This window comes from Thermomonospora sp. CIF 1, from assembly GCF_001896795.1.
GTDB lineage: Bacteria > Actinomycetota > Actinomycetes > Streptosporangiales > Streptosporangiaceae > Thermomonospora > Thermomonospora curvata.
Genome location: NZ_MOYN02000015.1, coordinates 95178 through 107269 on the forward strand (window position 1 = coordinate 95178; position 12092 = coordinate 107269).

The following is a 12092-nucleotide window of genomic DNA, read 5'->3' on the forward strand; positions in this document are numbered from 1 at the left end:
GCAGGCCACCGGAATTTACGGCGCCGCCCGCCTCCGGGGCGGCCAGGCTGTCACGAGGCCCCCGGCCGGTTCCGGACACCGCCGGGACCCGCCGGAACGGGGCCGTGAAAATGGCTGTCGCGGGCGGTTTCGGTCCGGAAGACTGAAACCCGTGCTGCTGACGATCACCACCACGGCCACCCCGGCGACCGATCTGGGATTCCTGCTGCACAAGCATCCCGACAAGGTGCAGACCTTCGACCAGGCGTTCGGCACGGCCCACGTGTTCTACCCCGAGGCGACCTGCGAACGCTGCACCGCCGCGCTGCTGCTGGAGGTCGATCCGATCAGGCTGGCACGCACCAAGGGCAAGGACGCCCCCGACTTCTCCCTCGGCCAGTACGTCAACGACCGCCCGTATGCGGCCTCCTCCCTGCTGGCCACGGCCATGGCCGCGGTCTTCCGCACCGCGCTGCGCGGCCGCTGCGACGCCCGCCCCCAGCTGGCCGCCACGGCGATCCCGCTGGAGATCACCCTGCCCGCGCTGCCCTGCCGCGGCGGCCCCGGCCTGGCCGGGCGGCTGCTCGAACCGCTGGGCTGGCGGGTCGAGGCGACCCCGGTGCCGCTGGACCCGGCCTTCCCCGAATGGGGCGACTCCCCGTACCTGACGCTGACCCTGCGCGGCACACTGCGCCTGGCCGACGCCCTCAACCAGCTGTATGTGCTGCTGCCGGTGCTCGACCAGGCCAAGCACTACTGGGTGGCGCCCGAGGAGGTGGACAAACTGATCCGGGCGGGGGAGGGCTGGCTGGCCTCCCACCCGGAGCGGGCCCTCATCGTCCGCCGCTACCTGGCCAACCGGCGCGGCCTGGTGCGCAGCGCCCTGGGCCGGCTGGCCCAGGCCGATGACGCCCCGGAAGACGCCCTCGACCGCGACCCCATCGACGAGGAACCGCAGGCCCCGCCGGCCGCCTGCGAAGAGGACGGCGGCCTCCCCGCCGCGGCGCCGCTGGCCGAACAGCGCATCCGCGCCGTGCTGCAGGTGCTGCGCGACCACGACGCGCCCCGTGTCATCGACCTGGGCTGCGGGGCGGGCAGGCTGCTGACCCGCCTGCTGGCCGACCCGTTCTTCACCCGCGTGACCGGCGTCGACGTCTCCCACCGCGCACTCGCCATGGCCCGCCGCAACGCCGAGCGGGCGGCGGTGGGCCGCGAGCGCCGCTGGGAGGTCTTCCAAGGCGCCCTCACCTACGCCGACGGGCGGTTCGGCGGCCACGACGCGGCCGTGCTGATGGAGGTCATCGAGCACATCGACCCGCCCCGGCTGCCCGCCGTGGAACGGGTGGTCTTCGGTGACGCCGCGCCCCGGCTGATCGTGGTGACCACCCCCAACGCCGAATACAACGTCCGCTACGAGGGCCTGGCGCCGGGCGCCATGCGCCACCCGGACCACCGCTTCGAATGGACCCGCAAGGAGTTCCGCGCCTGGGCGCACCGGGTCGCCGACGCCTACGGCTACCGCGTCCGCTTCCTGCCGGTGGGCGAGGACGACCTCGAGCTCGGCCCGCCGACCCAGATGGGGGTGTTCACCCGTTGACCCGCCGGATCACGATCCCGGAGATGGCCCTGGTGGTGCTGGTCGGGGTGTCCGGCTCGGGCAAGTCGCACTTCGCCCGCAGGCACTTCAAACCCACCCAGATCGTCTCCTCCGACCACTGCCGCGCGGTGGTCAGTGACGATGAAAACGACCAGTCGGCCACCGCCGACGCCTTCGACCTGCTGCACTACATCGTGCACAAACGGCTGCGGCGGGGCCTGCTGACCGTGGTGGACGCCACCAACGTCCAGCCGCACGCCCGCCGGCGGCTCGTCCAGATCGCCAAGGAGCACGACGTGCTGCCGGTGGCGATCGTGCTGGACGTGCCCGAGCGGGTGGCGCGGGAACGCAACGCCGCCCGCACCGACCGCGACCTGCCCGACCGCGTGGTGGCCCGCCAGATGCGGGAGCTCAAAGAAGGCATGGGCGGCCTGCGCCGGGAGTTCCGCCACTGCCATGTGCTCAAGGGCGTGGCGGAGATCGACGCGGTCACCATCGCCTACGAGAAGGCCTGGAGCGACAAACGCGAGCTGACCGGCCCCTTCGACATCGTCGGCGACGTCCACGGCTGCCGCGCCGAACTGGAGGACCTGCTCACCGAGCTGGGATATGAGATCCAGCGGGATGCATCCGGCCGCGCCTGCGGCGCCCGCCACCCGGCCGGGCGCACCGCCGTGTTCGTCGGCGACCTGGTCGACCGCGGCCCCGACACCCCCGGGGTGCTGCGGCTGGTGATGGGCATGGTCGCCGCCGGCACCGCGCTGTGCGTGGCCGGCAACCACGAGGACAAGCTGGTGCGGGCGCTCAAGGGCCGCCGCGTCAAGGTCGCTCACGGGCTGGCCGAATCCCTGCGGCAGCTGCAGGCCGAACCGGAGGACTTCCGCGACCGGGCGCTGGCGTTCATGGACGGCCTGATCAGCCACTACGTCCTGGACGGCGGACGGCTGGTGGTCGCCCACGCCGGGCTCAAGGAGGCCTACCACGGCCGCGCCTCCGGCCGGGTCCGCGCGTTCGCGCTGTACGGGGAGACCACCGGCGAGACCGACGAGTACGGCCTGCCGGTGCGCTACCCGTGGGCGAACGACTACCGCGGCAAGGCCATGGTCGTCTACGGCCACACCCCCGTCCCGGAGCCGGAGTGGATCAACAACACCATCTGCCTGGACACCGGCTGCGTGTTCGGCGGCAGGCTCACCGCGCTGCGCTACCCGGAGCGGGAGCTGGTGTCCACGCCCGCCCGGCGGGTCTGGTACGAGCCGGCCCGCCCGCTGGAAGGCGGGGACGCCGCGCCGCGGGCCGGCGCCCGCCGCGAAAGCGACGTGCTGAAGATCGAGGACGTGTGCGACCTGTCCGGGGTGCAGACCCGCCTGCTGGGCCGGGTGACGGTGCGTGAGGAGAACGCGCTGGCCGCCCTGGAGGTGATGAGCCGGTTCGCCATCGACCCGCGCTGGCTGGTGTACCTGCCGCCGACCATGGCGCCGGTGGCGACCTCGGCGCTGCCGGATCACCTGGAGCACCCCGCGGAGGCGTTCGCCGAGTACCGCAAGGCCGGACTGGAACGGGTGGTGTGCGAAGAAAAGCACATGGGCTCGCGGGCCGTGGTCGTGCTCTGCCGGGACGCCGAGACGGCCGCCGCCCGCTTCGGCGTCGCCGACGGCACCAGCGGCGCCGTCTACACCCGCACCGGCCGGGCCTTCTTCCGCCGGACCGCCCGCACCGAGGAACTGCTGGCCCGGCTGCGCGAGGCGGTCGGCGCGGCGGGCCTGTGGCGGGAACTGGACACCTCCTGGCTGGTGCTGGACTGCGAGCTGATGCCCTGGTCGGTCAAGGCCACAGAACTGATCCGCACCCAGTACGCGGCCGCCGGGGCGGCCGCCCGCGCCGCGCTCCCGGCCGCGCTGTCCGTGCTCGACCGGGCCGCCGCCCGCGGCCTGGAGGTGGCCGGGCTGCGGGAACGCACCCGCCGCCGCGCCGAGGCCGCCGAGTTGTTCCGCGACGCCTACGCCCGCTACTGCCGCCCGGTGGACGGGCTGAACGGCGTGACACTGGCGCCCTTCCAGGTGCTGGCGGGGGAGGGCGCCGTCCACGCCACCGCCCGCGACCACCTGTGGCACCTGGCGATCGCCGAGCGCCTGGCCGCCGCCGACCCCACCGGCCTGCTGACCGCCACCGCCCACCGCACCGTCGAACTGGACTCGCCGGAGTCGGTCGCCGCGGCCACCGCCTGGTGGCGGGAACTGACCGAATCCGGCGGCGAGGGCATGGTCGTCAAGCCGCTCGGCGCACCGGACGGCGACCGCAAGGTGCAACCCGGCCTCAAATGCCGGGGCCGGGAGTACCTGCGGATCATCTACGGCCCCGACTACACCGCGGAAGAAAATCTGGAACGGCTGCGCGACCGCCGCCTGGGCCGCAAGCGGTCACTGGCCATGCGGGAATACGCCCTCGGCGCAGAGGCCCTGCGGCGCCTGGTGGACGGCGAGCCGCTGTGGCGCGTCCACCAGGCGGTTTTCGCGGTGCTGGCCCTGGAATCAGAGCCGGTGGACCCTCGCCTCTAGCCTGGAGCCGGGCCCGAATGGGGTGAGGAACATTGCGGGCCGGCCGGCGGCATCGGCCGTCCCGCGGGAGGGAGATCGTCATGGTGCACGAGCGCGCGGGGCGACCGGCCCGGCCGGAGGACCTGGTGGACGTGGCGCGCCTGGTGACCGCCTACTACACGCTGCACCCCGACCCCGGCGAGCCCGCCCAGCGGGTGTCCTTCGGGACCTCCGGGCACCGCGGGTCGGCGCTGAACTCCTCCTTCAACGAGGACCACATCCTGGCCACCAGCCAGGCCATCTGCGAGTACCGCGCCGCCCAGGGCGTGGACGGGCCGCTGTTCCTGGGCGCCGACACCCACGCCCTCTCCCAGCCCGCCCAGGCCACCGCGCTGGAGGTCTTCGCCGCCAACGGGGTGCGGGTGCTCATCGACGAACGCGGCGGCTACACCCCCACCCCGGCGATCTCACGCGCCATCTTGGCGCACAACCGCGGCCGCCGCAGCGGCCTGGCCGACGGGGTGGTGGTCACCCCCTCCCACAACCCGCCCTCCGACGGCGGCTTCAAGTACAACCCGCCCAGCGGCGGCCCGGCCGGCACCGAGGCCACCTCCTGGATCCAGGACCGGGCCAACGCGATCATCGCCGGCGGGCTCAAGGAGGTCCGGCGCATCCCGTATGAGCGGGCGCTGGCGGCCGAGACCACCGGCCGCTACGACTTCCTGGGCCGCTATGTGGAAGAACTGCCGCACGTCATCGAGCTGGAGGCGATCCGCGCGGCCGGGGTGCGCATCGGCGCCGACCCGCTGGGCGGCGCGTCCGTCGCCTACTGGGGGGAGATCGCCGACCGGTACGGGCTGGAGCTGACCGTCGTCAACCCCCACACCGACCCCACCTGGCGGTTCATGACGCTGGACTGGGACGGCAAGATCCGCATGGACTGCTCCTCCCCGCACGCGATGGCCTCGCTGATCGAGAACCGCACCGCCTTCGATGTGGCCACCGGCAACGACGCCGACGCCGACCGGCACGGCATCGTCACCCCCGACGGCGGGCTGATGAACCCCAACCACTTCCTGGCCGTGGCCATCGAGCACCTGTTCACCCACCGGCGGGACTGGCCGGAGGCGGCCGGGGTGGGCAAGACGCTGGTCAGCAGCGGCATGATCGACCGGGTGGCGGCGGCGCTGGGCCGGCCGCTGCTGGAGGTGCCGGTCGGCTTCAAATGGTTCGTGCCGGGCCTGCTGGAGGGCAGCCTGGGCTTCGGCGGCGAGGAGAGCGCGGGGGCCTCCTTCCTGCGCCGCGACGGGACGGTGTGGACCACCGACAAGGACGGCATCATCCTGGCGCTGCTGGCCGCCGAGATCATCGCCGTCACCGGGCAGTCGCCCAGCCGCCGCTATGCGGCGCTGACCGAACGGCACGGCGACCCCGCCTACGCCCGCCTGGACGCGCCCGCCACCCGCGAGCAGAAGGAGGTGCTCAAGAAGCTGTCGGCGGCGCAGATCACCGCCGACACGCTGGCCGGGGACCCGATCACCGCCGTGCTGACCGAGGCGCCCGGCAACGGCGCCCCGATCGGCGGCGTCAAGGTCTGCACCGAGCACGCCTGGTTCGCCGCCCGGCCGTCCGGCACCGAGGACGTCTACAAGATCTACGCCGAGTCCTTCCGCGGCCCCGACCACCTGGCCCTGGTTCAGGACGAGGCCCGCGAGCTGGTGAACCGCACCCTGGCGGGCTGAGGACGCCCCGAATGCGGGCGGCGCCCGGCGCGTTCCCTCGCGCCGGGCGCCGCCTGTCACCTGCCTGCTCAGGTGGAGAACAGCATGTGGAAGAGGCTGCGGTGCCGGTAGTGCGGCGTCCCGTGGTGGTGGTGATGCACCTGCGGCTGGCCCCAGCCGGGGGCGGGAGCGGCGGCCGGCGGAGGCGGCGGAGCCTGCATGTAGGTCTGCTGCATGCGGATCAGAGCCTCCAGCTCGCCGTAGTCGAGGAAGATCCCCCGGCACATGTCACACTGCTCGATCTGCACTCCGTTGCGGTCGTACGTCCGCATCGTGCCGCGGCACTTGGGGCACTGCATGGCCTTACATCCTTCCCTCGCCGGAAGCCCGGAACGCGACCACGATAGGGCCAAATCACCGTCCCGGGGACCTCCCCGTGGCGAAGATCCTGCTACAGGTGTCGACGAGCGCGGTTTCGAACCCGTCGAGCGGGCGTCCTTCGGCCCGCGCGGATTTGACGCAGGTGGCGGCGATTTGGATCGCCAAAATTCGCGCCGGAACGTCCAGCACGCGCCACAGGTCCCCATCAGGGGGCATCGCCGGCCCTCCGGCGCCGGTGTAACCGGCCAGCAGGCGCGCCCAGTCCGCGCCCGGCAGCACCCCGGCGGACACCAGCGCCGCCGGCCGCGCCAGGTCCCAGACCGGGTCGCCGATGCTCAGATCCTCCACGTCGATCAGCCGCCACCGCCCGTCGGCGGCCCGCACCAGCTGCCCCAGATGCCAGTCGCCGTGGATCAGCGCGCTTCGCTCCGGGGGCGGGGGCGTCTCCTCGCCGCGCGCCCAGCCCGGCAGGCTCGCATGGGCCCGCAAGATCACCCGCTCCGCGGCGCCGCCGCCGTCCAGGCCGGTCACCGCCCGGGCCAGGCGGGCCGGCCGCTCCCAGCGCGGCAGCGGCGGGGTGGTGGCGGGCGGCTCCGTCAGGTGCAGCCGGGCCAGCAGCCGGCCGCTCTCCTCCCAGGGCGGGTCGTCCGGGCTCACCGGCTCCCCGTACGGCCACACGGTCACCACCCGTCCGTGCACCCGGCGCGGCGGGCCGGCCGGCGGCAGCAGCAGGTGGGGCAGGCGCTCGGCCGCGGCCATCCGCGCGGCCAGGCGCGGCCCGCCGTCCCGGTCGGCCTGGTGGGCCTTGACCACCGCATCGCCCACCCGGACCACCAGCACGCCGTGCCGGTCATACAGCGTCACCGGCTCGGCGTCCGCCGAGCCGCCGGGCGCGGCCCGGCCGATCGCGACCAGCTCGGCCAGCAGGGGGGTTGCGGAGTCCAGCACGCGCGGAAGCATACGCGCCGCGGCCGGCCGGCTAATGCGTGACCTCCAGCAGGCATTCTTCGCGCAGCACCCGGCGCATCACCTTGCCGATGCCCGACCGGGGCAGCGCGGACCGCGGCAGGAACTCCTCCGGCACCTTGTAGTGCGACAGGTACTTCTCGCAGTGCCGCCGCAGCTCGTCGGCCGAGAACGGGTAGGCCGGGTGCTCCACCACGCAGGCCACCACCTTCTCGCCGCGCCGCTCATCGGGCACCCCGACCACCGCGCACTCGATCACCGCCGGGTGCCGGTACAGCACCTCCTCCACTTCCGAGGGGTACACGCTGAACCCGCTGACCTTGATCAGGTCCTGTTTGCGGTCCAGGATCGTCAGGAACCCATCGGGGCTCATCACTCCGATGTCGCCGGTGCGCAGCCAGCCGTTCGACAGCACCCGGGCGGTCTCCTCCGGCCGGTTCCAGTACCCGGCGAACACCTGCGGGCCGCGCACCACCACCTCCCCGGGGCGCCCCGGCGGCAGCACCCGGGTGGGGTCGTCGACGTCCACGATCACCACGTCGGTGCTCGGCAGCGGCAGCCCCACCGTCTCGTTGCGGGCCCGCCCGTCACCGGGGTTGGAGGAGACCGCCGGGGACGCCTCGGTCAGCCCGTAGGCCTGGACCAGCCCTCTCAATCCCATCCGGTGGAAACGTTCGATGGTCCGGGCGGTCAGCGAACTGGCCCCCGACAGCCACAGCCGCACCGACGCCAGATCCCGCCGCTCCACCCCCGGGGTGTCGAGCACCTGTTCATACAGCGTGGGCACCCCGGGGAAGATCGTCGGCCGGTACCGGCGCAGCGCCCGGATCACCTGGCCGGCGTCGTAGCGCGGCAGCAGCACCACCGTCTCGGCCCGCACCACCGGCGCGATCAGGCAGGCGGTCATCCCGAACGAGTGGAACAGCGGCAGGACCGCCAGCGTCACCTCCCGCCCGTCCCGGCTCTCCAAGTCCCAGGTCTGCTTCTGGTAGGCGTTGGCGACCAGGTTGCGGTGGGTGAGCGTCACTCCCTTGGGACGGCCCTCGGTGCCGCCGGTGTACTGGATGGCGGCCGGGTGCCGGTCGGGGACCAGCCACGTCTGCCGGGCCGGCTGCCGGCTGCGGCGCAACAGCTCCCCGAACCCGATCACGCCCGGGTCGGGCGGGACCTCGGCGGTGAGGGCGGCCCGTTTGCGCCGCATGCTCGCCAGGGGCAGCCGCAGCGCCAGCCGCTGCGGCCACGGCAGGTACTCCGTCAGGGAGGTGACGACCACGTGCTCCAGCGGCACGCTGTGGCGGACCGAACGCACCGTGGCGTAGGAGCGGTCCAGGACCACGGCCACCCGGGAGCCGCAGTCGGCGAGCTGACGACCCATCTCCTCGGCGGTGTACAGCGGGTTGTGCGGCACCGCCACCGCCCCCAGCCGCAGCACCGCAAAGAACACGATGGCCATCTGCGGGCAGTTGGGCAGCACCAAAGACACCCGGTCGCCCGGCCGCACCCCCAGCGTCTGCAGCCCGGCGGCGAACCGGTCGACCAGGTTCCGGACCTGCCGGTAGGCGAGCCGCCGGCCGTAGAAGATGTAGGCGGTGCGCCGGGGCAGCCGCGCCGCCGTCTCATCGAGCAGATGGGGGACGGGCACGGGGGGAACGTCGACCTCCGCCGGCATTCCGGAGGGGTACTCCCGCAGCCATGGCCGGGAAGATGGTGACGCATCCCACATGGTCGCAGATTCAAGCACTCGGCGGCACTGTTTGCGACCGTCTGCGGCGATAGAGCAATCTTCACCCATAACGGCGTTCCGGCCCCGGACGGATGACTGCTGCGGGTCTGGGACGCGGGCGCGCCCATTTTCAGCTGGACGCCAGTTTGAACCCCAGCCCCATCAGCACGAATCCGGTGACGGCGTCGATGCGCCGGCGGACCGCCGGGCGCTCCAGCACCCGTCGCAACGCGCCCACCACGGCGGCCACCAGCACGAACCACACCCCGGTCAGCGTCACCGAGATCGCCGACAATGCCAGGACGTCGACCACTTGCGGCGCGGGCGGCAGGAACTGCGGGATCAACGCCATGTAGAAGGCCGCCACCTTGGGGTTGAGCACATTGCACAACAGGCCCTGCCGGAAACCGGTCCCCAGCCTCGGCGCGGTGCGCTCACCGCCGCCGCCCACAGCCGCGGTGTACTCCCCGCGCAGCGCCGACCGCACCGCCTTCACTCCCAGGAACAGCAGGTAGGCCGCGCCGATCAGCTTGACCACCAGGTAGGCCCGCGCCGAGGCGGCCAGCAGCGCCGCCACCCCCAGCGCCGCGCCCAGCGACCACACCACGATCCCGGTCGCGATGCCCAGCGCGGTCACCATGCCCATCCGCCGTCCGGATATCACCGTGTTACGGACGGTGATCGCAAAGTCGGGCCCGGGGGACATCACCCCCAGCTGCACGATCCCGGCGAACAGCAACAACTGCGCGGCGTCCATGCGGGGGAGTCTATGCCCCGCTCTTGCGGTAAATGCGTTGCCTCCCGGGGAATGGATCCGGCACAGTGGGCGTTGTCGGCGGTGAAGAACCGGCGCGCGGACGGAAGGAGAAGTGCGATGATGCGCGTTCATCGGCATCGAATGCACAGCGTCCGCAGCATGCCCGGCCGAGGGGGCCACCGCCGGAGGTGACGCGCATCCTCCCAGGTGAGCCGCCCGCGGACCAGGTCCGGCAGGGCGGTCGCTGCTTTGGAGGGTTGGCCGAGTGGTAAGGCAGCGGCTTGCTAAGCCGTCGTCAGGGATACCCCTGCGTGAGTTCGATCCTCACACCCTCCGCGCATTTTCCGGACTTCCAGACGGGTGTTCCGGACTTTCAGACGGGTGGGCACTGGTGTGCCGCGCGGTCTCATGAGCCGCTGGGGCAGGTTCGATTCCTGCACCCGTCACTTCGGCGGCCGAATGGACGAGTCTTCGTGGTGTAGGGGATAACACGCCTGGGTGCGGACCAGGAGATCGCAGGTTCGAATCCTGCCGAAGACGCGGCGTTCGTGGTGTGGTGGTCTGCACGCCAGATTGTGGCTCTGGAGGTCCTCGGTTCGATCCCGGGCGAACGCCCTGGCCTGCCGGCCCCGGCGGAGAGAAAAGGGGCCTTGCCCGCCCCCGGGGGGCGGGGCGGGCAAGGGGGGAGGAGAAGGCCTGTCCGCCCAGGGGCCGCGGACGGACAGGCCGGGGGGACACCGGGAAGGTGGCGGAGTCTGCCCGGTGCGGCTTTCACCCCATGCCCTCTGGTCGCTCCCGGGCCGCGAAAGGTTGCCGCCGATCCGAAAAAATCCTGAAGAAGTCAGAAACGCCCGTCGATGGTGACGGCCGGGCCGCCGCCCGCCGCCGTGGCCTGCACCGTGAAGGCGTCCCCGCCCGGGGCGTGGCGGCCGCCGGGCCGGTAGTCGGCCGCGATGAGGTAGCCGCCCGGCGCCACCGTCCGTCCCGGCCGCAGGACGAAGCGGTACACCAGGGCCTCGCGGGTGAAGTCGATGTCCTTGTGCACGTCCGAGCCCGGCAGCGAGGTCCAAGCGTCCCCCGGGAAGGTGTGCCGGCCTCGGGTGATGCGGATGGTGACGGCCAGGGCGCTGAGCGGGCGGTGCACCGTCAGCCGCAGTTCGTTGCGCGCCCAGTGCCGGCCGCTGCCGCGGGCGGGGGCGGCGGACACGGTCACCGGTGCGCCGCCGCCTTGCCTTTTGCCGGGGGTGCGGGAGGGCCGGCGCGGGGAGGCCGGGACGGCGGAGACCGCACCGCCCACCGTTTCCCCGGTCCGCGGCAGGGCGGGGGAGGCCGGGGCGGGCTTCGGCGACGCCGGCGGGCGCGTGGGAGCGGCGGAATCGCCGCTGTGGTGATCACCGGTCGTCACCGCCGGGCCGCCGCTTCGGCCGGGGAACACCAGGACCGCCAGCGAGACGGCCCCCACCACCGCGATCGTGGACAGCGCCGCGGCCGCCACCCGCAGGGCGGTGCGGCCGCGCGGCCGGAGGGGACGCCGGTGGGGATCGGCGGTCCTCGGCTCCGCTGCGGCCGGGTCGGCGGGCTGTTCCATGGCGGCCTGCACCTTGGCCCAGATGCGCTCGGTGTCGGGCTGGTGCCGCTCCGCCTCGGCGCGCAGCCGCCGGCGCAGCCGGGCCAGGGACTCCTCGGTGCGCCGCTCACGCCGCCCGAGCATCACGCCCCCCTCCCGGGCCGGTCCTGGGCTCGCATGACACCGGCACGGTAACCGGACAGGACATTGGCCGCCGACCCCGACCCCCGCCGCAGCAGCCGCTCCAGCTCCGCCGCCGCCTTGGAGGTCTGGCTTTTGACCGTGCCGACCGACACCCCCAGCACCCGCGCGGTCTCCTGCTCCGACAGGTCGAAGGCGTACCGCAGTACCAGGCAGGCGCGTTTGCGGGCGGGCAGCCGCCGCAGCGCGTCCCGCACGTCCAGCACCGCCGGGACGTCCGGCCCCTCGGTGCCGCGGTCGAAGGAGACCGAGCCCAGCGCCGACAGCCTGCCGCGCTCGCGGATCAGGTCGCGCAGCCGGCTGTTGCACATGTTCACCACGATCCGTCGCACATAGGCCAGCGGATGGTCGGCGTCACGGACCTGATCCCATCTGCGCCAGGCGGCCACCAGCGCGTCGGCGGCCAGGTCGTCGGCGGCGTCCGGGTCGCCGAGCAGCAGGTAGGCCAGCCGGGCGAGCTCACGGTGGTGCTGCTGGAAGAAGTGATGGAACTCCACTCGGGCGGTCTCGTCCCGGGAACCCTGTGGGGTCAAGACGAGCGCTCTCCGCCTCGCTGCGGCAATACCGCCACCGCCTTCGCCACCGATCTACACCTGCTGGCGTGAGCGTAACAGGCCACGCGGTGCATGTCCGGCAAGTCGCACCGGTTGCCGGCGTCCGGAC

The 12092-nt window shown here is 73.1% G+C and carries 9 protein-coding genes and 4 tRNA genes; 7 read left to right on the forward strand and 6 right to left on the reverse strand.

Annotated features, from left to right (window positions below; genetic code table 11):
- The first annotated feature begins 151 nt into the window (after positions 1 to 151).
- From BUE48_RS08565 to pgm, 3 genes are all read left to right on the forward strand, one after another.
- Entirely contained in the window at positions 152 to 1576 is a 1425-nt protein-coding gene (locus BUE48_RS08565; RefSeq protein WP_286989596.1) for a 3' terminal RNA ribose 2'-O-methyltransferase Hen1, read from the forward strand.
- Entirely contained in the window at positions 1573 to 4134 is a 2562-nt protein-coding gene (locus tag BUE48_RS08570; protein WP_012852081.1) for a polynucleotide kinase-phosphatase, read from the forward strand. Before BUE48_RS08565 ends, BUE48_RS08570 begins: the two co-directional genes overlap by 4 nt.
- An 80-nt stretch (positions 4135 to 4214) precedes the next feature.
- On the forward strand, positions 4215 to 5855 hold the full coding sequence (gene pgm, locus BUE48_RS08575) for a phosphoglucomutase (alpha-D-glucose-1,6-bisphosphate-dependent) (RefSeq protein ID WP_012852082.1): 1641 nt from the start codon (positions 4215 to 4217) through the stop codon (positions 5853 to 5855).
- Positions 5856 to 5923: 68 nt separating this feature from the next.
- On the opposite strand, the gene BUE48_RS08580 is transcribed toward pgm, so the two are convergent.
- The 4 genes from BUE48_RS08580 to BUE48_RS08595 all read right to left on the reverse strand — a co-directional run bounded on the left by BUE48_RS08580 (position 5924) and on the right by BUE48_RS08595 (position 9661).
- The gene (locus BUE48_RS08580; protein ID WP_012852083.1) at positions 5924 to 6193 is read right to left on the reverse strand and encodes a TFIIB-type zinc ribbon-containing protein; all 270 of its coding nucleotides are present in this window, start codon (positions 6191 to 6193) and stop codon (positions 5924 to 5926) included.
- A 55-nt stretch (positions 6194 to 6248) separates the two neighbouring features.
- On the reverse strand, positions 6249 to 7163 hold the full coding sequence (locus BUE48_RS08585; protein WP_286989597.1) for a phosphotransferase family protein: 915 nt from the start codon (positions 7161 to 7163) through the stop codon (positions 6249 to 6251).
- A gap of 31 nt (positions 7164 to 7194) precedes the next feature.
- A complete protein-coding gene (locus BUE48_RS08590) occupies positions 7195 to 8823 on the reverse strand; it encodes an AMP-binding protein (protein ID WP_245537012.1) in 1629 nt (542 codons plus the stop codon).
- A gap of 211 nt (positions 8824 to 9034) precedes the next feature.
- Entirely contained in the window at positions 9035 to 9661 is a 627-nt protein-coding gene (locus BUE48_RS08595) for a LysE family translocator (RefSeq protein WP_012852086.1), read from the reverse strand.
- A 251-nt stretch (positions 9662 to 9912) separates the two neighbouring features.
- Here BUE48_RS08595 and BUE48_RS08600 point away from each other — a divergent pair.
- The 4 genes from BUE48_RS08600 to BUE48_RS08615 all read left to right on the forward strand — a co-directional run bounded on the left by BUE48_RS08600 (position 9913) and on the right by BUE48_RS08615 (position 10276).
- A tRNA-Ser gene (locus tag BUE48_RS08600) sits at positions 9913 to 9997 on the forward strand.
- Between the two features lie 40 nt (positions 9998 to 10037).
- Positions 10038 to 10107: transfer RNA gene (locus BUE48_RS08605), tRNA-Met, on the forward strand.
- Between the two features lie 21 nt (positions 10108 to 10128).
- Positions 10129 to 10201 (forward strand) — tRNA-Arg (locus BUE48_RS08610).
- Between the two features lie 2 nt (positions 10202 to 10203).
- Positions 10204 to 10276 (forward strand) — tRNA-His (locus BUE48_RS08615).
- A 226-nt stretch (positions 10277 to 10502) separates the two neighbouring features.
- Here BUE48_RS08615 and BUE48_RS08620 read toward each other — a convergent pair.
- On the reverse strand, positions 10503 to 11372 hold the full coding sequence (locus tag BUE48_RS08620; protein WP_286989598.1) for a hypothetical protein: 870 nt from the start codon (positions 11370 to 11372) through the stop codon (positions 10503 to 10505).
- Positions 11372 to 11962 (reverse strand): SigE family RNA polymerase sigma factor, encoded by a 591-nt coding sequence (locus BUE48_RS08625; RefSeq protein WP_012852088.1) that lies wholly within the window; start codon positions 11960 to 11962, stop codon positions 11372 to 11374. Before BUE48_RS08625 ends, BUE48_RS08620 begins: the two co-directional genes overlap by 1 nt.
- Positions 11963 to 12092: the final 130 nt, after the last annotated feature.